Source organism: Streptomyces sp. P1-3 (assembly GCF_050613155.1).
In the GTDB taxonomy this organism is placed as follows: Bacteria; Actinomycetota; Actinomycetes; order Streptomycetales; family Streptomycetaceae; genus Streptomyces.
In genome coordinates this window covers 6,142,085-6,162,539 of record NZ_CP192512.1, presented here as the reverse complement: position 1 = coordinate 6,162,539, position 20,455 = coordinate 6,142,085, and the positions used below count along the sequence as shown (strand labels likewise).

Genomic DNA, 20,455 nt, shown 5'->3' with positions numbered 1-20,455 from the left:
ACCCGAACGGGCGATGCCCCGGCCCCCGCGCGCTCGCGGGGACCGGGGCATCGAAGGACCGAACCAGGCGGTACGACGGGCTCAGACGCCCATCATGTGCACGCCGCCGTCGACGTGCACGACCTCGCCGGTGGTCTTGGGGAACCAGTCAGACAGCAGCGCGACCACGCCGCGGGCCGCGGGCTCGGGGTCGGCGATGTCCCAGCCGATCGGCGCGCGGTCGCCCCACTCGTCCGCCAGCACCTCGAAGCCGGGGATGGACTTGGCGGCCATCGACTTGATCGGCCCGGCGGAGACCAGGTTGGAGCGGACGTTGACCTTGCCCAGGTCGCGCGCCAGGTAGCGGGAGGTGGACTCCAGGGCCGCCTTGGCGACGCCCATCCAGTCGTACACCGGCCACGCGAACTGCGCGTCGAAGGTGAGGCCGACGACCGAGCCGCCGCGCGGCATCAGCGGCAGCAGCGCCGCGGTCAGCGACTTGAGGGAGTACGCGGAGACCTGCACGGCGGTGGAGACGTCCTCCCAGGAGGCCTCCATGAAGTTGAAGGCGCCCTGCGGGCCGAAGGCGATCGAGTGCACGATGCCGTCCAGGTCGACGCCCTCGCCGAGGTGCTCGCGCACCTTGTCCGCGAGGCTGTCCAGGTGCTCCTGGTTGGTGACGTCCAGCTCGATGACCGGGGCGGGCTTGGGCAGCCGCTTGGCGATCCGCTCGACCAGCGTCAGCCGTCCGAAGCCGGTGAGGATGACCTCGGCGCCCTCCTCCTGGGCCAGCTTGGCGGCGTGGAAGCCGATCGACGCGTCGGTGATGACGCCCGTGACCAGGATGCGCTTTCCGGCGAGAATTCCACTCATGACGTTCAGTGACCCATGCCCAATCCGCCGTCGACGGGGATGACGGCTCCAGTGATGTACGCGGCCTCGTCGGAGGCCAGGAAGCGGACCGCGGCGGCGATCTCCTCCGGCTGCGCGTAGCGCGCCAGCGGCACCTGCTTCACGATGCCCTCCCGCTGCTCGTCGCTGAGCGCGCGGGTCATGTCGGTGTCGACGAAGCCGGGGGCGACGACGTTGACGGTGATGTTGCGCGAGCCCAGCTCGCGGGCGAGGGAGCGGGCGAAGCCCACCATGCCGGCCTTGGAGGCGGCGTAGTTCGCCTGTCCCGCGGAGCCGAGCAGCCCCACGACGGACGAGATGAGGACGACCCGTCCCTTGCGGGCGCGCAGCATGGCGCGGTTGGCCCGCTTGACCACCCGGAAGGTGCCGGTGAGGTTGGTGTCCAGGACCGAGGTGAAGTCCTCCTCGGACATCCGCATCAGCAGCTGGTCGCGGGTGACGCCGGCGTTGGCCACCAGCACCTCGACCGCGCCCTGCTTCTCCTCGATCTCCTTGTACGCCTGCTCGACCTGCTCCGGGTCCGTGATGTCGCACTTCACGGCGAGGAAGCCCGCGGGCGGCTCGCCGCTGCGGTAGGTGATGGCGACCTTGTCGCCTGCTTCGGCGAACGCGCGGGCGATGGCGAGGCCGATGCCGCGGTTGCCTCCGGTGACGAGAACCGAGCGGCTCAAGGGACCACCCTCTCTGTTGATTGTCGCTGCGTATGTCGCCTGTATCCCCAAGAAACTATCGGGCTGGGGCCCCGGACGGAGAATCGGCCCCGCACAGGGGCTGACATTTGTCACTGTGGACTCCCTACAGAAAGCACTGGGCGGCCGCGCCCCGCACGGGGCATGATCGTGGGGCCGACCACGGGAGGATCACGTGCCCCATTCCATCGACGAGGACTTCTTGGCGCTGCCGCTGCGGGCGCTCGCGGACGCAGCGCTCGCCCGCGCCCGCGCGCTGGGAGCCGACCACGCGGACTTCCGCTTCGAGCGGGTGCGCAGCGCGTCCTTGCGACTGCGGGACGCCAAGCCCGCCGCTTCGTCCGACATCACCGACCTGGGCTACGCGGTGCGCGTGGTGCACGGCGGCGCATGGGGATTCGCCTCGGGGGTGGATCTGACGATGGACGCGGCGGCCCGGGTCGCCGCGCAGGCGGTGGCGATGGCCAAGCTGTCCGCCAAGGTGATCGCGGCCGCCGGTTCGGACGAGAGGGTGGAGCTGGCGGACGAGCCGGTGCACGCCGACCGCACCTGGGTCTCGGCCTACGAGATCAACCCGTTCGAGGTACCCGACGCGGAGAAGACCGCGCTGCTCGTGGACTGGAGCGAGCGGTTGCTGGCCGCGAAGGGGGTCGCGCACGCGGACGCGTCGCTGCTCTCCGTCCACGAGAACAAGTTCTACGCGGATACCGCGGGGACCACGACCACGCAGCAGCGCGTGCGGGTGCACCCGCAGCTGACCGCCGTGGCCGTGGATCCGGAGAGCGGCGAGTTCGACTCCATGCGCACGCTCGCGCCGCCGGCCGGCCGCGGCTGGGAGTACCTCCGGGGAACGGGCTGGGACTGGGACGCCGAGCTGGCCGAGATCCCCGCCCTGCTCGCCGAGAAGATGAGCGCGCCGTCGGTCGAGGCCGGGGCGTACGACCTGGTGGTGGACCCGTCCAACCTCTGGCTGACCATCCACGAGTCCATCGGCCACGCCACCGAGCTGGACCGGGCGCTGGGCTACGAGGCGGCGTACGCGGGCACGTCCTTCGCCACGTTCGACCAGCTCGGGAAGCTCAGGTACGGCTCGGAGATCATGAACGTCACCGGGGACCGGACCGCCGAGCACGGTCTCGCCACCATCGGGTACGACGACGAGGGCGTCGCCGGCCAGACCTGGGACCTGGTCAAGGACGGGGTGCTGGTGGGCTATCAGCTGGACCGGCGGATCGCGAGGCTCACCGGGCTCGGCCGGTCCAACGGCTGCGCCTACGCGGACTCCCCCGCCCACGTCCCCGTCCAGCGGATGGCGAACGTCTCGCTCCAGCCCGCGCCCGGCGGGCCGTCCACCGAAGAGCTGATCTCCGGGGTGGAGCGCGGGATCTACGTCGTCGGCGACCGCTCCTGGTCGATCGACATGCAGAGGTACAACTTCCAGTTCACCGGCCAGCGCTTCTTCAAGATCGAGAACGGCCGGCTGGCGGGCCAGCTGCGCGATGTCGCCTACCAGGCCACCACCACGGACTTCTGGGGGTCGATGGCAGCCGTGGGCGGCCCGCAGACCTACGTCCTGGGCGGCGCGTTCAACTGCGGCAAGGCCCAGCCCGGCCAGGTCGCCGCCGTCTCGCACGGCTGCCCGTCCGCCCTCTTCCGCGACGTCAACATCCTCAACACCACGCAGGAGGCCGGTCGATGAGCCGTACGCACAAGCCGCACGAGATCGTCGAGCGCGCGCTGGAGCTGTCCCGCGCGGACGGCTGCGTGGTGATCGCCGACGAGACGTCCACCGCCAATCTGCGCTGGGCCGGCAACGCCCTGACGACCAATGGCGTCACCCGCGGCCGCACCCTCACCGTCATCGCGACCGTCGACGGCGCGGAGGGCACCGCCTCCGGTGTGGTGTCGCGATCGGCGGTGACCGCGGACGATCTGGAGCCGCTGGTCCGCGCCGCCGAGGCCGCCGCCCGGGAGGCGGGGCCCGCCGAGGACGCCCAGCCGCTGGTCGAAGGAGTACCGGCGTCCGCCGACTTCACCGAGCCGCCCGCCGAGACCACCTCGGAGGTCTTCGCCGCCTTCGCCCCGGCGCTGGGCGAGTCCTTCGCCCGGGCGCGCGCCGGGGGCCGGGAGCTCTACGGCTTCGCCAACCACGAGTTCGTCTCCAGCTACCTGGGCACCTCCACCGGTCTGCGGCTCCGCCACGACCAGCCCACCGGCACGCTGGAGCTCAACGCCAAGTCACCGGACCGCACGCGTTCGGCCTGGGTGGGCCGCGCCACCCGTGACTTCCGCGACGTGGACCCGGCCGCGCTGGACGCCGAGCTCGCGCGGCGGCTGGTGTGGGCCGAGCGGAAGACCGAGCTGCCCGCCGGGCGGTACGAGACGCTGCTGCCGCCGACCGCCGTGGCCGACCTGCTGATCTACACGATGTGGTCGGCGGCGGCGCGGGACGCGACGGAGGGCCGTACGGTCTTCAGCAAGCCGGGCGGCGGCACGCGCGTCGGCGAGAAGCTGTCCCCGCTGCCGCTGACCCTGCGCAGCGATCCGCGCGAGCCGGGCCTGGAGGCGGCGCCGTTCGTCCTCGCGCACTCCTCCGGCGACGACGCGTCCGTCTTCGACAACGGGCTGCCGCTGCCCGCCACCGACTGGATCGCCGACGGGGCACTGAACCATCTGCTGACCACCCGGCACAGCGCGGGGCTGACGGGCCTGCCGGTGACCCCGGGCATCGACAACCTGATCCTCGACGCGGGCGGCACCCGTTCCCTGGAGGACATGGTGGCGGGCACCGAGCGCGGTCTGCTGCTGACCTGCCTGTGGTACATCCGCGAGGTGGATCCGGCCACGCTGCTGCTCACCGGCCTGACCCGGGACGGGGTCTATCTCGTCGAGGGCGGCGAGGTCGTCGGCGAGGTGAACAACTTCCGCTTCAACGAGTCGCCGGTGGACCTGCTCTCCCGCGCGACCGAGGCGGGCCGCACCGAACCGACGCTGCCGCGCGAGTGGAGCGACTGGTTCACCCGGGCCGCGATGCCGCCGCTGCGGGTGCCCGACTTCAACATGAGTTCGGTCAGCAAGGGCGTATGACCCGGCCGGGGACCGATCGCCCCGGCGTGACCGACGGGCATGACCAAATAGACTCGGCCTGTCCTACATAGACTCGACCTGTCCTTCGTCCGACCACCAATCTCAGGAACGCCACGATGACACGCCTCGGCGACTCCGTCGCGCGCGCCAGCGCACTGCTGGCGCAGGACCTCTCCTCCGACTCCACCGTGGAGCAGCTGCTCACGGAGACCAAGGCGCGGCGCTATCTGGACCTGACGGATCTGTCGGCGAGGGAACAGGCCGAGCTGATCGCCTCCCGTACGGTCGAGGTGCTGCCCAGCCCGGAGCGGCTGGCCGAGCGGATCGAGGCGCGGCGGGCCGAGGGCAAGGGCCTGCACGTCAAGCTGGGCATCGACCCGACGGCGACGGACGTGCACCTCGGCCACGCCGTGCCGCTGATCGTCCTCAGCCGGTTCCAGCGGCTGGGCCATGACGTCACACTGATCATCGGTGACTTCACCGCCAAGATCGGCGACCCGACCGGCCGTACGACCGAGCGCCCGCCGCTGACCGACGAGGACATCGCGAAGAACCTGGCCACGTACCGGGAGCAGGTGCGGCCGTTCTTCGACTTCGAGAAGGTCAGCTTCCGGCAGAACAGCGAGTGGCTGGCGCCGTACACCTTCCCCCAGTTGCTGGCGCTGCTCGCCCACGTGCCGGTCTCGCAGCTGCTGCAGCGCGAGGACTTCCGCAACCGTCTCGCCGAAGGCTCCGGGCTGACCATGACGGAGCTGCTGTACCCCATCGCCCAGGGCCTGGACTCGGTGGCGCTGGAGTGCGACGTGGAGCTGGGCGGCGCGGACCAGCTGCTGAATCTGCAGATGGGCCGCAAGCTCATGGAGCTCGAGGGCCAGAAGCCGCAGCTGGTCGTCACCATGCCGCTGATCGAGGGCACGGACGGCACCGGTGCCAAGATGTCCAAGTCCAAGGGCAACTACGTCGGGCTGACCGCGCCCGCCGACGACGTCTTCGGCAAGATCATGTCGGTGCCGGACCGGCTGATGGAGCCGTACCTCAAGGCGTGGACCGAGTGGACGGACGAGGAGATCGCGTTCGCTCTGACGCGGGTCGCGGAGAAGCGGCTGCACCCGATGGACCTCAAGAAGGTCCTGGCGGGTGAGGTCGTCGCGGCGCTGTACGGCGTGGCGGCGGCGATGACGGCGCGCGCCGGGTTCGTGGCGCAGTTCTCCAAGAAGAGCTTCGCGGACGTGGAGTCGCTGCCGGTGGTGGACCTGGCCGAGCACGGTGCGGAGTCGGTCGCTGCCGTGCTGGCGAAGGTGCTGGAGTTCCAGCCCAGCGCCTCGGCCGCGCGCCGGGTCGCCAAGCAGAACGGGCTGCGGCTGGTCGTCGAGGCCGCGGACGGCCAGCAGAACGTGGTGCTGACCGAGGCCCAGGCCATCCGGCCGCTCGCCGAGGTGGTGGGCGAGGTGCTGGAGAGCGGTGAGTTCGCCGACCCGGGCACGGTCTACCTCAAGGCGGGCCGGAAGATCGCGGAGCTGAGCGGGCGCTGACGCCCGCGGGGCCCGGCGGTGCGCGGGCCCGCACCGGCGGGTGTCCGCGCGGCCCGGCGGGTGTCCGCGCGGCAGGGCGGCGCGTCCCGCCCCGGGCATGCGTCCGGACGCGCTGCCTCAGCGGCGCGTCCGGCGCCGCCTCGGGCAGGTCCTCTCAGCCGCCGGCGGCGCGTGGCGGGTCAGGTGCGTTCCCTCGGGCGGCCCCGTATGGCGGCCCACAGCGGGCTGCCTACGGCCACGATCAGTACAGCGCCGGCGAGCTGGAACAGGTGCCGCCCCCAGTCGACGCCGTCGGTCTCGTCGATGCCGATCCCGGCCGCGACGGAGTTGCCCACGATGGCGCCCAGGATGCCGAAGACCACGGTCAGCCAGATCGGGATGTTCTGCCTGCCCGGGAGGATGGCTCGGGCGAGGGCACCGAGCACCAGCCCCAGGATGATCGCCCACAGCCAGTTCATGGCGTCGCCTCCTCGTGCGGTGGCGCGTGCGTGTCCGGTCTCAGTGTCGGTCCGGGGCGGCTACGCCGCATATCGGAGCCGTCGGTACGCCGCCCGGTGGATGCGCACACGTCCGCCCGTGTGACCCGGCGTCGATCCGGCCCCAGGTGAGGCGTACCGTGGACGGTGTCCGGACCGGGGGAGAGCCGGTACAGCAGTCAGGCGGTGGAATGCGATGCGGAAGCGGAACAGCACGGAGGTCTTCCGGATCACCGGCGCGCGGCGCGGGCTCGCCGACGATGTGCGCAGCCGGCAGCGCCGCTACGTCATCTCGATGACCATCCGCACGATTTCGGTGGTGCTGGCCGCGGTGCTGTGGAACGTGGAACGGCACGTCGCCTTCGTCGCGCTGGCTCTGGGACTGCTGCTGCCGTACATCGCGGTGGTGATCGCCAACGCCGGCCGGGAGAACGCCCCGTCGCTGCCCAACTCCTTCGTCACGCCGCCCACTCGGCCGATGCTGGGCCCGGGTGAGAGCGAGCATCTTCCGGAATCGGTCCCGGAAGATGTCGACCGCGGTAGCGGAAAGGGCCCGGCGGAGAGCGGCTGACCTGCTGCGGAGCCGTACCCTCAAGAAAACCTCAGATCAATCACGCGGTTCCGGTGCAACGGGCCCCATGCCGCATGACATACTGCGTACGCGCTCCGCATCCCCCGTCGGAGCGAGGTCCGACGCCGGGCGGCTCCCCCCGTGGCTGCCCGGCGTCGCCATGTCCGTAGGGTTGAGACCGTGAACTCCCCTGAGAACGCCACCATCTGCTCGGCCAAGGGCTGCCGTGCGGCCGCCGTATGGGTGCTCGCGTGGAACAACCCGAAGATCCACACCCCGGAGCGCCGCAAGACCTGGCTGGCGTGCGAGGAGCATCGCGAGCATCTGTCCCAGTTCCTGGGCGTACGCGGCTTCTTGAAGGACGTCGTGTCCCTCGAGGAGTGGCAGCGGCGGTCAGCCGCCGATCGCTGACATCGGGCGGTCGGGCTGCAGGAACGACGGGTCGTCGAGTCCGGAGCCGGCCTTCTTGCCCCACATCGCCTTCCGCCACAGCGCGGCGATCTCCTCGTTCGGCGCTCCGGAGCGCAGGGCTCCACGCAGATCCGACTCCTCGCGCGCGAACAGACAGGTGCGCACCTGTCCGTCGGCGGTGAGCCGGGTGCGGTCGCAGGCGCGGCAGAACGGCCGGGTCACCGAGGCGATGACGCCGACCCGGGCGGGGCCGCCGTCGACCAGCCAGCGCTCGGCGGGTGCCGAGCCGCGCTCGTCCGCCTCCTCGGCGGTGAGGGTGAAGCGGGTGCGCAGGGAGGCCAGGATGTCCCCGGCGGTGATCATGCCGTCGCGCGTCCAGCCGTGCTGGGCGTCCAGGGGCATCTGCTCGATGAAGCGCAGTTCGTAGTCGTTTTCGACGGCCCAGGCGAGCAGGTCGGGAGCCTCGTCGTCGTTGAGGCCCGGCATCAGGACGGCGTTGACCTTGACGGGCGCCAGCCCGGCGGCGCGGGCGGCGGCGAGCCCTTCGAGGACGTCGTGGTGGCGCTTGCGCCGGGTCAGGGCCTGGAAGACGTCGGGGCGCAGGGTGTCGAGGGAGACGTTGACCCGGTCCAGCCCGGCGTCGCGCAGGGCGGTGGCCGTGCGGGCCAGACCTATGCCGTTGGTGGTGAGCGACATCCTGGGGCGGGGTTCGAGGGCGGCGCATCGCTCGACGATGCCGACGAGACCGGGACGCAGCAGCGGCTCGCCCCCGGTGAAGCGGACCTCGGTGACGCCCAGCTCGGTCACCGCGATGCGGATCAGCCGGACGATCTCGTCATCGGTGAGCAGGTCGGGCTTGGCCAGCCACTGGAGCCCTTCCTCGGGCATGCAGTAGGTGCAGCGCAGGTTGCAGCGGTCGGTCAGGGAGACCCGCAGGTCGGTGGCGACCCGGCCGTAGGTGTCGATCAGCATGGTGGCGGCCCCTCCACGGAACGTGATGCCTGCGCTGCGTCTTCTCTCGCAGCGTACGTGAGACCCAGGATCTTCAACAGTTCGTTGAAGTTACGGAGTCCTCACCTTCCGTGGCCGGGGCCGCTGAGGTAGCCGGTGGAGGGGGCGTACGGCCCGGCGCCGACCGGGCCGTACGCCGTCCGTCAGTGGGCGCCGTATCCGGTGAGCGACCGGACCTCCAGCTCGGCGTACTTCTCCTTGTCCGGCTCCTCCTTGGACAGCAGCGAGCCCAGCCAGCCGAGGAGGAAGCCCAGCGGGATGGAGATCAGGCCCGGGTTCTCCAGCGGGAACCAGTGGAAGTCCACGTCGGGGAACATCGAGGTCTCCTTGCCGGAGACGACCGGCGAGAACAGGACCAGGAAGACGGAGGAGACCAGACCGCCGTAGATGGACCACAGCGCGCCGGAGGTGGTGAACCGCTTCCAGAACAGGCTGTACAGGATCGTCGGGAGGTTGGCGGACGCGGCGACCGCGAAGGCCAGCGCCACCAGGCCCGCGACGTTGAGATCCCGGGCGAAGACTCCGAGTACGACGGCGACGACGCCGATGCCGACGGTCGCCCAGCGGGCCGCGGAGATCTCCTCCTGCTGCGTGGCCTGGCCCTTGCGGATGACGTTGGCGTACAGGTCGTGGGCGAAGGAGGACGAGGAGGCGAGGGTGAGACCGGCGACGACGGCGAGGATCGTCGCGAAGGCCACCGCTGAGATCACGGCGAGCAGGATCGCGCCGCCCGCGGAGTCCGGACCGCCGCCGATCTCCTCGGCGAGCATCGGGGCGGCGGCGTTGCCCGCCTTGTTCTTCTCGATGATGTCCGCGCGGTTCAGCAGCGCGGCGGCACCGAAGCCCAGCGCGATGGTCATCAGGTAGAAGGCGCCGATGATGCCGATCGCCCAGTTCACCGACTTACGGGCGGCCTGGGCCGTGGGGACGGTGTAGAAGCGGACGAGGATGTGCGGCAGGCCCGCGGTGCCGAGCACCAGGGCGAGGCCGAGCGAGATGAAGTCCAGCTTGGTGGTGCCGTTGACCCCGTATTTGACCCCTGGCTCCAGGAACGCGCCACCCATGCCGCTGTTCTCCGCCGCCTCGCCGAGCAGCCGGGAGACGTTGAAGTCGAACTTGAGCAGCACCAGGAAGGTGATCAGGAGGGTGCCCGCGATCAGCAGGACCGCCTTGACCATCTGCACCCAGGTGGTGCCCTTCATGCCGCCGATGGAGACGTACAGGATCATCACGGCGCCGACGAGGACGACGATGAGGATCTTGCCCGCCTCGCTGGTGATGCCGAGCAGCAGCGAGACCAGGACGCCGGCACCCGCCATCTGGGCCAGCAGATAGAAGATCGACACGACGATGGTGGAGGTGCCCGCGGCGGTGCGGACCGGGCGCTGGCGCATTCGGTACGCGAGCACGTCGCCCATGGTGAACCGGCCGGAGTTGCGCAGCGGCTCGGCGACCAGCAGCAGGGCCACCAGCCAGGCGACCAGGAAGCCGATGGAGTACAGGAAGCCGTCGTATCCGGCGAGCGCGATGGCGCCGGCGATGCCGAGGAAGGACGCGGCGGACATGTAGTCGCCGGAGATGGCGAGCCCGTTCTGGAAGCCGGAGAACTGGCGGCCGCCGGCGTAGAAGTCGGTGGCGTCCTTGGTCTGGCGGCCGGCCCATACGGTGATGGCGAGGGTCGCGGCGACGAAGACCGCGAAGAGCGTGATGATCAGCGGCCGGTTGCCGGTGCCGCTCTCGGCGGCGAGCAGATGGGCGGTGTCGCTCACGATTCGCCCTCCAGACCCGACTTGATCGCCTGGGCGCGCGGGTCGAGTTCGGCGGCGGCGTGCCGCGAGTACCACCACGCGATGAGGAAGGTGGTCAGGAACTGGGCCAGGCCGAACACGAGCGCGACGTTGATGTTGCCCGCGACCTTGGTGTCCATGAAGCCGCCCGCGTAGTTGGACAGCAGCACGTACAGCAGGTACCAGCTGACGAACGCGACCGTGAGCGGGAAGGCGAACGAACGGTGCGCATGGCGCAGTTCGCCGAACTCGGGGCTCGATTGCACCTCCGCGTACGGCGGATGCTGCTGCCCTCGTTGATTGGGCGGTGCGGTGTCCACGGTCTCTCCTGTGAGTAAGGGTCAGCGAAGGGACGGGGCCGAGTGATCCAGGTCACGCATCGTAGGGGTGCGGCGCGCCATCCGACAGAGGCCGGTGATTGAAAGAGGGAACAACTTCGCCGGGTTTTGACTCCCGCACCCGAACCGTGGAGGTTTTTCTTCCGGAATCCATTGCTGGGTGGCCATGATCGGCGCTAGCTTCACTCGTCATGTACCCGACCGCGCACAGGGGGCGCGGTCGGACCCACGGATGATGTGGAGATCCCATGGCTCATCTGAGATCCAGACGTCGGCGCGCCGTCCTGGCCGTGCCGGTCGGACTGGCGCTCACCGCGTCGCTCGGCCTGCTCTCCCAGGGCGCCTCGGCGGCCGCGCAGGAACCCACGGCGACCACAGCGGCGGAGGGGCCGCTGCTGTCGTACGTGGTGAACACCACCGCCGACAAGACCACGGTCGACTCGGTGAAGAAGGCGATCAAGACGGCCGGCGGCAAGGTCGTCACGGCCCACCCGCAGATCGGCGTGATCGTCGCACACTCGGCCAACCCGGAGTTCGCCACGGCGATCCGCGCCGTGTCGGGCGTGCAGTCGGCCGGAGCCACCCGCACCGCACCGCTGAAGCCGGTCGCGACCACCGAGGTCGGCAAGCCCGAGAAGGTGCAGGCGCCGCGCACCACGGCCCGTAGCGCGGCCAAGTCCCTGGCCGCGGGCAAGGAGCCGCTGGAGCCGCTCCAGTGGGACCTGCCCGCCATCAAGGCCGACAAGGCCGCCAAGGTGAACCCGGGCAGCAGGAACGTGACCGTCGCGGTCATCGACACCGGCGTGGACGACACCCACCCGGACCTCGCCCCGAACTTCTCGGCCAAGCAGTCGGCCAACTGCGTCGGCGGTGTCGCGGACACCAGCCCCGGCGCGTGGCGCCCGTACACCGAGGAGGACTACCACGGCACGCACGTGGCGGGCTCGATCGCCGCCGCGCGCAACGGCGTCGGCGTCGCCGGTGTCGCGCCGGGCGCGAAGGTCTCCGGCATCAAGGTGAGCGACCCGAAGGACGGGCTGTTCTACGCGGAGAACGTGGTCTGCGCGTTCGTCTTCGCCGCCGAAAAGGGCGTCGAGGTGACGAACAACAGCTACTACGTCGACCCGTGGATGTTCAACTGCAAGGATGACCTCGACCAGGGGGCCATCGTTGACGCGGTCGGCCGGGCGGCGAAGTACGCGCAGCGCAAGGGCGCGATCAACGTCGCCTCCGCGGGCAACTCGAACTTCGACCTCGGCTCCAAGTCGATCGTCGACAAGTCGAGCCCGAACGACAGCACTCCGGTGGAGCGCACCATCGACCCGTCGAAGTGCCTCGACGTGCCGACCCAGATCCCGGGTGTCGTCACCGTCGCCGCGACCGGCGTGAAGTCGCTGAAGTCGTACTACTCCAACTACGGCCAGGGCCAGATCGACGTGGCCGGGCCGGGCGGTGACAAGTACCAGGTGCCCGAGCTGCCCGCCAAGGACGGCCGCATCCTGTCCACCATGCCCGACGGCGACTTCGCCTACCTGCAGGGCACGTCGATGGCCGGCCCGCATGTCGCCGGTGTCGCCGCACTGGTCAAGAGCGCGCACCCGAAGTCCAGCCCGCAGGAGATCCAGTGGCTGCTGAAGCAGCAGGCGGACAACCCGGGCTGCCCGACCGCGCCGTACGACCCGGACGGCAACGGCACCGTGGACGCCACCTGCGTCGGCACCCAGCACGTGAACAGCTTCTACGGCTACGGCATCGTGGACGCGCTGGACGCGGTCACCGAGTGACCTTGTAGCGCGATGTTCCGGTGACGGGCGGTACCCTGCGGGATTCGGGGTGCCGCCCGTCAGCGCTGTCCGCGTCGGCCAACGCCCCGCCGGGACATGACAACCTCGTACGCGCTACCCTCCGCCCCCATGTACCAACATCAACACGACCCCTGGGGCCCCCTGCCCAACCGCTCCGCCGGGCAGTTGTGGGCACTGTGCCTGCTCTCGCTGCCGTTTCTGCCGGTCTGGTGGGCGCTGATCCTCGCGGTCTTCCTCGGGTTCCTCGCCGTCGGGCTCGTGGTCGAGGTCCTCTCCGTCGTGATCCCGCCCCTTGAGAAGGGCTTCGAGCGCGTCATGGACAGGTTCGTGGAAGCCGTGCCCCTGGTCCCGGCCTGGTGTGTCTCGCCGGGCCAGGTGGCGCACGAGGGGGACGCGGCCTATTACCAGGCGCGGGTCGACAAGCACGTCGGCCGCTTTCTGCGCGACAGGTCAGCGCACGAGATACCGGTGCGCATCTACCGCGGCATCGGCGCCGGTTACGCCGTCCATGCCGCCCGGGCGCGGGGCTGGGACCTGAGCCACGACCGGGCTTCGGACCCGCTCACCGTGGTCAGGCTGCGGAAGCTGCCGGTGCCCGCGTAAGAGCGGCGGCCAGCGCGTACTGCGCTCCGAGATACGTCAGCATGATCCAGAACTGAGGGACCGGTGCCTGCGGCCACTCGGCGATCCCGGTGGCGATGAGGGTGTCGGAGAGGACGAACAGCGCGCCGCCGGCCGCGGCGAGCGGGCCCGCGCGCAGCGCGCCGAGCGCCATGCCGGTGAGCAGGAGGCTGTAGCCCGCGACGGGGGCGCGCATGTCCGCCGGGAGGTCGGGCCACAGCAGGGCCACGGTGCCGAGCCAGCCGATCCCGTATCCGGCGGCGACGACCGTGGGGACGCGCCGGGCACCGCCCTTGGCGAACAGCAGCAGATAGCAGACGTGTCCGGCCGCGAAGGAGCCCATTCCGGCCAGGAATGCGATGTCGCCGCCGATCTGGAGGAGGGTGTCGCCGCCGCAGCCGAACAGCAGGGCGGCTGCCAGCGGTCGGGGGCCGCCCCGGGTGAGGACATACGCGGCCAGCACCGGCATCAGGGCGGGTTTGGTGAGGTGTTCGGCCGTCGCGGCCCCGGCCGGCAGCGCGGCCAGGTGGATCGCGGCCAGTGCGGCGAAGGCTGCGAGCAGGACGGTGGCGGGCCGGGTGCGGCGCACGGCGCGGGGCGCGGCGGGCGACGCGGGGCTCGCCGTGGAGTGCTCCACGCTCATGCGGCGCCCTCCCCTACAGAGGGCGCCACCGGCTGCCGTTCCTCGGTGCCCGTACGGGCACCCGTGACGGCACGGGTGGCCGCGGGCTGCCAGCCCGGCCCGCGGAAGATCCGCCCGGCCCGCTCCCGCCAGCTGCTCGCCGCGCGGACGTCGCGCGCGATGGCGGCGTACTCGTGGGTGGCGACGCGCAGCGGGTTGTAGGTGTTGATGTTCTTGGTCAGCCCGTATACGGGGCGTTCCGTTTCGGCGACGAAGGAGCGGAAGATCCGGTCCCAGACGATGAGGATGCCGCCGAAGTTGCGATCCAGATAGCCGCCCTGGGAGGCGTGGTGGACGCGGTGGTGCGAAGGGGTGTTGAAGACGAACTCGATGGGTCGCGGCAGCCTTCCGACACGCTCGGTGTGGACCCAGAACTGGTAGACGAGATTCGCCGACGAGCAGAAGAAGACCGCGGCAGGATGCACGCCGAGGGCGATCATCGGCACGTAGAACGGCCAGACGGTCCAGGTCGTCCAGGGCTGCCGGAGCGCGGTGGTGAGGTTGAACTTCCGGCTCGAGTGGTGCACGACGTGGCACGCCCACAGGATGCGGATCACATGGTGCCCGCGGTGCGACCAGTAGTAGAAGAAGTCCTGTGCGAGCAGCATCAGGGGCAGCGTCCACCACAGCACCGGGATGTGGAGCGGGGTGAGTTCATATATCGCGGCATAAATCGCGACAATCGGGGCCTTCCACAGCAAGTCGAAGCCCAGACTGCCGAGCCCCATGGTGACGCTGGTCGCGGCGTCCTTGGCCTCGTACCCCTCGGCCTCCTCATCGGGGCGCAGGCGACAGCTCACCATCTCCACGACAGTGAGCAGCACGAAGGCCGGTACGGACCACAGCACGACATCGGGCAGGTGCGGCATGCCCGCAACATAGAACCGCTCCCGGCGCCCTGACTAGAGGTAGTTACCCAGAAGTAAGAAAGACATGCTGTCAGCAAGCGGCATCGCCGGGCATCACAAAAGCCCTGTCACCTTTCACACCGTCACTTAAGCCCCGGGTCGGCACGGTGACTGTCAGCGGTGGCCCGTATCCTCATGGACCATGCTCGAAGACCATTTGGCGGCCGCACCGCCGAGCCCGTGGCCGGACGCCTATCCGGAGGGATACGCCGTCGTCGACGTGGAGACCACCGGACTCGGCCGCGACGACCGGATCATCTCGGCCGCCGTCTACCAGCTGGACGCCCGAGGAGAAGTCCAGGACCACTGGTACACACTGGTCAATCCGCAGCGCGACCCCGGACCGGTGTGGATCCACGGGCTGACCACCGAGACGCTGGAGCACGCCCCGCTCTTCCCCGAGATCGCCGGCGAGCTGTCCGCGCGGCTGGCCGACCGGGTGCTGGTCGCCCACAACGCCGCCTTCGACTGGTCGATGATCGCCCGTGAGTACGCGCGGGCCCGCGACACCGCGCCCGTCCGGCAGCGGCTGTGCACCATCGCGCTCTCCAAGGAGCTCGGACTGCCGCTGCCCAACCACAAGCTGGAGTCCCTCGCCGCCCACTACGGCGTCGTCCAGCAGCGTGCGCACCACGCACTCGACGACGCCCGGGTACTCGCCGAGACCTTCCGGCCAAGCCTCCACCTGGCGGCCCGGTCCGGGCTGCGCCTGCCGCTGCTCGCCTGCCAGCCGCTCACCCAGTGGTCGGACGGCCCGGCGGCCGCGGCGGGCTCCGGCGGCCGGGCCATCGGCCACCAGCGGTCGTACCGGTCGAACAGCTGGCGCCCCAGCCGCAAGCGCCCCGCCTGCCCGTACCCCAACCCCGGGCGTTACGAACCGGGCGAACAGCTCATCCAGGGCATGCGGGTGGCGTTCTCCGGCGACACCTCCGTCGACCGCGACCTGCTGGAGGACCGCGCGATCGAGGCCGGGCTGCACGTCGCCACCAGCGTCTCGCGGCTCACCAGCGTCCTCGTCACCAACGACCCCGGCTCCCCCACCTCCAAGGTCGCCAAGGCTCGCTCCTTCGGCACCCCGGTCATCGACGAGGCGGCCTTCATGCAGCTGCTGCAACATGTCGTCCCGGCACCGGTGCCCGGCTGAGCAGACCGCGTAGCGGGTGCCGCGTCCATCGGGCGTTCATCGGGCGATCAGGTGAAGTCCCGACGACGCGCCGCACCCGCCGCTCGCCCGCCGCGACCGCGCCCCGCACGCTGTGGCGCATGGGACGTTGCGAGGTCTGCGGAAACGAGTACGGCATGACGTTCGAGGTGCACGCGCAGGGCGCGGTGCACGTCTTCGACTGCTTCTCCTGCGCGATCCACCGGATGGCGCCGATCTGCGAGCACTGCCGCTGCCAGATCATCGGCCAGGGCGTGCAGGCCGACGGCCACTTCTACTGCGGCGCGCACTGCGCGCGCGCCGAGGGGAGAGTGGGCATCGTCGACCACGTCTGACAACGGCCGCGGCCGAGGACCCGCCGCTCCGCCAGCGCCTGGGATCCACCCCCTCCGCGCGAGCGCCCCATGACGGAGTTGTACCGTCGTGGGGTGTACCGCTTCCTGTTGTCCCGGCAGTGGGTGATCCTCACGCTCCTGGGGCTCGTCCTGATCCCTGTCATGATCAAGCTGGGCTTCTGGCAGCTCCACCGCCACGAAGACCGGGTAGCGCACAACGAGCTGATCGCCGACAGCCTGAACGCCCCGGCCGTCCCGGTCGGGAAGCTCACGGCCCCCGGCCGCGCCGTCCCCCGCGACGCCACCTGGCGCACCGTGACCGCCACCGGCCGGTACGACGCCGGGCACGAGGTCGTGGTCCGGCAGCGCACCGGCGACGACGAACGCGTCGGCTACTTCGTCGTGACCCCGCTGCTCACCCGTGACGGCGAGGCGGTGCTGGTGAATCGCGGCTGGATCCCCGCGGGCGACGACCTCACCCGGTTCCCGAAGGTACCGGCAGCCCCCGGCGGCGAGGTCACCGTCACCGGCCGCCTGCGGGCCGACGAGACCACCGGCAGCAGCGGCATCAAGGACAAGAAGGGTCTGCCCGACCGCCAGGTCATGCTCATCAACAGCGCGCAGGCCGCGAAGGCGCTCTCCCGGCCCGTCCTCGGCGGCTACATCGAGCTGACCTCGTCGTCCCCGAAGGGCACCCGGCAGCCGACGCCGGTGGCCGCCCCGGACCACAGCGGCATCGGCCCGCACATGGCGTACGCGATCCAGTGGTGGCTGTTCGCCGCGGGCGTGCCCGCGGGCTGGATCGTCCTGGTCCGCCGCGAGCGCCGCGACCGGGCCGAGGCCGAGTCGAAGGCGAAGGCCGCACCTGCACCCGCACCCTCGCCCTCGCCCTCGCCCTCCAAGGCTCCTGCCGACCCCACCGACGCGGACTCCGCCGACGCCGCCACGGACCCCGTCGGAACCTCCGAGACCTCCGAGCCCCCCAAGGGCTCCGCGGCCTCCGGCACCGCCGCCCGCGACGTCGCCCGGACGGCTGCCGCCCCTGACTAGCGCACGGCCGCCGAGGGCACCACGTCCGACGTGGCACGACGCGTCGAGGGCGGCGACCTCCCCCAGGTTCCCCCGGGCGTTCGGCCACATCGCGCTTGTTCAGCGCCGCCTGCGCGCTGTTCACCCCGGCAACGACGGGCTGACTCCGCCACGGCAGACTGACCCCATGGATCTGGGACTCAAGGACCGTGTGTACGTCATCACCGGAGCGAGCCGCGGACTGGGCCACGCGGCCGCGCGGGAACTGGTCGCCGACGGCGCCAAGGTGGTGATCACCGGCCGTGACGAGGACGTCGTGGCACGGGCCGCCACCGAACTCGGCCCGAACGCGGTGGGCGTCCCCGCGGACAACGCCGACCCCGCCACCTCCGACCGGGTGATCGCCCTCGCCCGCGAGCGCTTCGGCGGTTTCGACGGCGTCCTCATCAGCGTCGGCGGCCCGCCGGCCGGGCTGCTCGCGGACAACACCGACGAGCAGTGGCAGGCGGCGTTCGACGCGGTCTTCCTGGGCGCGGTGCGCATGGCCCGCGCGGCGGCCGCGTCCCTGGGCGCGGGCGGGGTGATCGGCTTCGTCCTCTCGGCTTCCGTCCACGAGCCGATCCCGGGCCTGACCATCTCCAACGGGCTGCGCCCCGGCCTGGCCGGGCTCGCCAAGTCCCTCTCGGTGGAGCTGGGACCGCGCGGGATCCGCGTCGTCGGGCTGCTGCCGTCCCGTATCGACACCGACCGGGTCCGCGAGCTCGACGCGCTGTCCGGTGACGCGGACGCGGCCCGTCGCCGCCACAGCGAGGCGATCCCGCTGCGCCGCTACGGCTCCCCGGAGGAGTTCGGCAAGGCGGCCGCCTTCCTGCTCTCGCCCGCCGCCTCCTACCTCACTGGCCTGATGCTCCCCGTGGACGGCGGTGCGCTGCACGGCTTCTGACGGACCTGCTGACGGACCTCCCGCCCCGCGCCGCGCCCCTCCTCCGCTGAGCCGAGGCGCGGGGGCGGAACCTCCACGTACGCGGCCGGACACCGCGAGCCGCGGCCACGCGGCCCAGGCACCACAAGTCGCAGGCACGACGCAGCCCAAGCACCATGGAGCCGTAGGCACCAGCCGCAAGCCGCATGAGCCGAACCGGGCCCGCCTAGCTCACCCGTTCCGCCCCGTGCCGCACCGCCCGCAGCCGCACCTCGGCGGGCAGCCGCGCCAGCCCCGCCGAGCCGCGCGCGTGTTCCAGCACCTCGCCGCGGACCCGCTCCAGCGCCACCGCCGGCTCCGCGTGGGGCGCCAGCAGCAGCCCCATCTCCACCTCCGGCGCGGTACGCCGCCCGAGCAGCCGCGCCCACGCCCGGTCGACGCCGTCGAGCGACTCCGCCTCGGCCTCCAGCACCGCCTCCAACGCCCGGCCGCGCAGCGCCGCCTCCGACCCGTCGCCGCTCGGCACGGACACCTCGCCGAGCCTGCGCCGCCGCAGTTGGGCCAGCAGCCACCACAACACGAGCAGCACCAGCACGGCGAGGGCCGCGATGACGGTGGGCCACCACCAGCCCTCGTCGCGCCAGCGCCGCCGGTCGGCGCGGGTGAGCAGCACGTCGCGCGGCCCGTCGAACGGCCACCACGACGGCAGGTCGAAGCCCCAGTGGCGCGGCAGGTCGAGGCCCGGTACCAGCACCGCGCCACCCAGCCCGAGCAGCGCCAGTCCGATCAGTGCCAGCAGCACCCGGTTGACGGTCCGCAGCACCCGCGCTCACCCCTTCGGGGGGCGGCGTACGGAGACGGAGATCCGGGGTCGCCGGGCCAGGCCGAGCTGCCGGACGCCCTCCCGCAGGACGGTGTCCAGATCGTCCCGTACCTCGTCCAGGTCCCGGAAGTGGGACCGGGCGCGGGCGACGACCGTCCGACGGCCCACGTCGACGCGGACGGAGCGCACCCCGGCGATCTCCATGGCGCGGTCGCGGAGCACGAGCCCGGCGGCGGTCCGGTCGAGTCCGGCGCGCAGGTCCGCGCTGTCCCGCCGCATGGGGAGCAGCCGCCGCAGACCAGGAGTCACGGCGAGCACCAGCAGCCAGAGGCCGAGGGCCATCGCCACCGCGGCGCCCGCGATCACCCACGTGTCGTCGAGCGGACGGGTCGCCAGTTCGTCGGCGAGCCGTCGCCGCCAGCGCATCGCGGGCTGGTCGGCGCGGACCGCGGACACGTCGTAGAGCAGCAGTCCGGTCGCGCCGAGCAGCACGGCGGCGACGACGCCCGCCGGGACCCGCCGAACGGACCAGAAGCGGCCCGCGCGGGCATGCGGGCCGCCCTGCTCCGGCGCGGACCGGGCCTGCTCCGGCGGGGACCCGGCCCCGGCGGCGGGCGTCGGCTTCGTCAGGTCCACGTGTGATGCGGTCGGTGACGCGGAGCCTCGTTGGAGCCCTGGTTCGGAACGCGACTCGGGGGCCGGTCCGGAGCGCGGCTCGGGGGCCTCGGGGGCCGGTCCGGAGCGGGCCTCGGGGGCCGGTCCGGAGCGCGACTCGGGGGGCGGTCCGGAGTCTGGTCCGGTTCCCGGTTCGGCGTCGCTCATCGCACCCTCTCCCTCCCGGTGCCCGCCAGGTGGGGTGAGTGCAGACGCTCGACCGTGACCGCGACGTCGGGGACCTCCATGCCCGCCAGCCCGGTCACCCGCTCGCCGACACGGCGGCGCACCGCGCCGCACTGGGCGCCGATGTCCGACGGGTAGCCGAGTTCGACCGCGACCCGTACCCGTACGGCCTGGTCGCGGACGGCGACCACAGCGTGCGGGCGGCGGGGTTTCCCCGGGACGCCGGCCAGCGCCTCCCATGCCGCCTGTGAGGCGATCTTGGCGACGACTCGGTCCGCGATCCGGATCGCGCCGCGCTCCGCGGGCTCGACCGGCACGGTCACCGCCGTCTCTCGCCACGGTCACGACCGCGGAAGAAGTCGCCGGGGTCCAGGTCGCCGTCCAGGAACCGGCCGACCACGAACCCGATGGCGCCCAACGCCGCCACCAGCAGAAAGGCCCCGAAGCCGCCGAAGTAACCGGCGAAGGCGAGCCCCATCCCGGCGATCAGACCGATGACAGCATTGCTCATCGCGTACTCCGTATGTCGCGTACT

At 71.5% G+C, this 20,455-nt stretch carries 23 protein-coding genes; 11 read left to right on the top strand and 12 right to left on the bottom strand.

Annotated elements, in window-relative coordinates; genetic code table 11:
* Positions 1-81 precede the first annotated feature (81 nt).
* Complete coding sequence (fabI, locus tag ACQUSR_RS26335; RefSeq protein ID WP_431045095.1) at positions 82-852, bottom strand: enoyl-ACP reductase FabI; 771 nt, start codon at positions 850-852, stop codon at positions 82-84.
* 5 nt (positions 853-857) lie between these two features.
* Positions 858-1,562 (bottom strand): 3-oxoacyl-[acyl-carrier-protein] reductase, encoded by a 705-nt coding sequence (gene fabG, locus ACQUSR_RS26330; RefSeq protein WP_431045094.1) that lies wholly within the window; start codon positions 1,560-1,562, stop codon positions 858-860.
* Positions 1,563-1,755: 193 nt separating this feature from the next.
* On the opposite strand from fabG, the gene ACQUSR_RS26325 reads away from it, so the two are divergent.
* The 3 genes from ACQUSR_RS26325 (at position 1,756) to tyrS (ending at position 6,199) form a co-directional block, all read left to right on the top strand.
* Positions 1,756-3,279 carry a TldD/PmbA family protein gene (locus tag ACQUSR_RS26325; RefSeq protein WP_431045093.1) on the top strand — a complete coding sequence of 508 codons (1,524 nt, stop codon included), beginning with the start codon at positions 1,756-1,758 and terminating at the stop codon, positions 3,277-3,279.
* Positions 3,276-4,667, top strand: coding sequence for a metallopeptidase TldD-related protein (locus ACQUSR_RS26320; RefSeq protein WP_431045092.1), 1,392 nt, complete (start codon positions 3,276-3,278; stop codon positions 4,665-4,667). The genes ACQUSR_RS26325 and ACQUSR_RS26320 overlap by 4 nt, the downstream gene beginning before the upstream one ends.
* 116 nt (positions 4,668-4,783) lie before the next feature.
* Positions 4,784-6,199 carry a tyrosine--tRNA ligase gene (tyrS, locus tag ACQUSR_RS26315; protein ID WP_431045091.1) on the top strand — a complete coding sequence of 472 codons (1,416 nt, stop codon included), beginning with the start codon at positions 4,784-4,786 and terminating at the stop codon, positions 6,197-6,199.
* A gap of 179 nt (positions 6,200-6,378) precedes the next feature.
* On the opposite strand, the gene ACQUSR_RS26310 is transcribed toward tyrS, so the two are convergent.
* Complete coding sequence (locus ACQUSR_RS26310) at positions 6,379-6,657, bottom strand: GlsB/YeaQ/YmgE family stress response membrane protein (protein ID WP_431045090.1); 279 nt, start codon at positions 6,655-6,657, stop codon at positions 6,379-6,381.
* A gap of 214 nt (positions 6,658-6,871) precedes the next feature.
* Between ACQUSR_RS26310 and ACQUSR_RS26305 the strand changes: the two genes are divergently transcribed.
* Positions 6,872-7,246, top strand: coding sequence for a DUF3099 domain-containing protein (locus ACQUSR_RS26305; protein ID WP_431045089.1), 375 nt, complete (start codon positions 6,872-6,874; stop codon positions 7,244-7,246).
* Between the two features lie 180 nt (positions 7,247-7,426).
* The gene (locus ACQUSR_RS26300) at positions 7,427-7,657 is read left to right on the top strand and encodes a hypothetical protein (RefSeq protein WP_431045088.1); all 231 of its coding nucleotides are present in this window, start codon (positions 7,427-7,429) and stop codon (positions 7,655-7,657) included.
* On the opposite strand, the gene moaA is transcribed toward ACQUSR_RS26300, so the two are convergent.
* The 3 genes from moaA to ACQUSR_RS26285 form a co-directional block, all read right to left on the bottom strand.
* Complete coding sequence (moaA, locus tag ACQUSR_RS26295) at positions 7,640-8,629, bottom strand: GTP 3',8-cyclase MoaA (RefSeq protein WP_431045087.1); 990 nt, start codon at positions 8,627-8,629, stop codon at positions 7,640-7,642. The genes ACQUSR_RS26300 and moaA overlap by 18 nt on opposite strands.
* Before the next feature lie 182 nt (positions 8,630-8,811).
* On the bottom strand, positions 8,812-10,437 hold the full coding sequence (locus ACQUSR_RS26290) for a solute symporter family protein (RefSeq protein ID WP_431045086.1): 1,626 nt from the start codon (positions 10,435-10,437) through the stop codon (positions 8,812-8,814).
* Complete coding sequence (locus ACQUSR_RS26285) at positions 10,434-10,775, bottom strand: DUF485 domain-containing protein (protein WP_431045085.1); 342 nt, start codon at positions 10,773-10,775, stop codon at positions 10,434-10,436. The genes ACQUSR_RS26290 and ACQUSR_RS26285 overlap by 4 nt, the downstream gene beginning before the upstream one ends.
* A gap of 266 nt (positions 10,776-11,041) precedes the next feature.
* Between ACQUSR_RS26285 and ACQUSR_RS26280 the strand changes: the two genes are divergently transcribed.
* Together ACQUSR_RS26280 and ACQUSR_RS26275 are read left to right on the top strand one after the other, a co-directional pair.
* Positions 11,042-12,577: a S8 family peptidase gene (locus ACQUSR_RS26280; protein ID WP_431045084.1), complete on the top strand. Its 1,536-nt coding sequence runs from the start codon at positions 11,042-11,044 to the stop codon at positions 12,575-12,577.
* A 129-nt stretch (positions 12,578-12,706) separates the two neighbouring features.
* Positions 12,707-13,201, top strand: a complete 495-nt coding sequence (locus ACQUSR_RS26275) for a hypothetical protein (RefSeq protein ID WP_431045083.1) — start codon at positions 12,707-12,709, stop codon at positions 13,199-13,201.
* On the opposite strand, the gene ACQUSR_RS26270 is transcribed toward ACQUSR_RS26275, so the two are convergent.
* Positions 13,170-13,862, bottom strand: coding sequence for a lysoplasmalogenase (locus tag ACQUSR_RS26270; protein WP_431045082.1), 693 nt, complete (start codon positions 13,860-13,862; stop codon positions 13,170-13,172). The two genes, ACQUSR_RS26275 and ACQUSR_RS26270, sit on opposite strands and share 32 nt — an antisense overlap.
* Positions 13,859-14,770, bottom strand: a complete 912-nt coding sequence (locus ACQUSR_RS26265) for a sterol desaturase family protein (RefSeq protein WP_431045081.1) — start codon at positions 14,768-14,770, stop codon at positions 13,859-13,861. Before ACQUSR_RS26265 ends, ACQUSR_RS26270 begins: the two co-directional genes overlap by 4 nt.
* 181 nt (positions 14,771-14,951) lie before the next feature.
* Between ACQUSR_RS26265 and ACQUSR_RS26260 the strand changes: the two genes are divergently transcribed.
* The 4 genes from ACQUSR_RS26260 to ACQUSR_RS26245 all read left to right on the top strand — a co-directional run bounded on the left by ACQUSR_RS26260 (position 14,952) and on the right by ACQUSR_RS26245 (position 18,278).
* Complete coding sequence (locus tag ACQUSR_RS26260) at positions 14,952-15,953, top strand: DEDDh family exonuclease (RefSeq protein WP_431045080.1); 1,002 nt, start codon at positions 14,952-14,954, stop codon at positions 15,951-15,953.
* A 119-nt stretch (positions 15,954-16,072) separates the two neighbouring features.
* The gene (locus ACQUSR_RS26255) at positions 16,073-16,306 is read left to right on the top strand and encodes a hypothetical protein (protein ID WP_431045079.1); all 234 of its coding nucleotides are present in this window, start codon (positions 16,073-16,075) and stop codon (positions 16,304-16,306) included.
* A gap of 93 nt (positions 16,307-16,399) precedes the next feature.
* Positions 16,400-17,356, top strand: a complete 957-nt coding sequence (locus ACQUSR_RS26250; protein ID WP_431045078.1) for an SURF1 family cytochrome oxidase biogenesis protein — start codon at positions 16,400-16,402, stop codon at positions 17,354-17,356.
* Between the two features lie 166 nt (positions 17,357-17,522).
* Positions 17,523-18,278: an SDR family oxidoreductase gene (locus ACQUSR_RS26245; protein WP_431045077.1), complete on the top strand. Its 756-nt coding sequence runs from the start codon at positions 17,523-17,525 to the stop codon at positions 18,276-18,278.
* 205 nt (positions 18,279-18,483) lie between these two features.
* Here the strand turns inward: ACQUSR_RS26245 and amaP are convergent, their stop codons facing one another.
* The 4 genes from amaP to ACQUSR_RS26225 all read right to left on the bottom strand — a co-directional run bounded on the left by amaP (position 18,484) and on the right by ACQUSR_RS26225 (position 20,431).
* Positions 18,484-19,080 carry an alkaline shock response membrane anchor protein AmaP gene (amaP, locus tag ACQUSR_RS26240; protein WP_431045076.1) on the bottom strand — a complete coding sequence of 199 codons (597 nt, stop codon included), beginning with the start codon at positions 19,078-19,080 and terminating at the stop codon, positions 18,484-18,486.
* A gap of 6 nt (positions 19,081-19,086) precedes the next feature.
* Positions 19,087-19,716, bottom strand: coding sequence for a DUF6286 domain-containing protein (locus ACQUSR_RS26235; protein ID WP_431045075.1), 630 nt, complete (start codon positions 19,714-19,716; stop codon positions 19,087-19,089).
* 182 nt (positions 19,717-19,898) lie between these two features.
* A complete protein-coding gene (locus tag ACQUSR_RS26230) occupies positions 19,899-20,237 on the bottom strand; it encodes a hypothetical protein (protein WP_431045074.1) in 339 nt (112 codons plus the stop codon).
* A 2-nt stretch (positions 20,238-20,239) separates the two neighbouring features.
* On the bottom strand, positions 20,240-20,431 hold the full coding sequence (locus ACQUSR_RS26225) for a hypothetical protein (RefSeq protein WP_431045073.1): 192 nt from the start codon (positions 20,429-20,431) through the stop codon (positions 20,240-20,242).
* Positions 20,432-20,455: the final 24 nt, after the last annotated feature.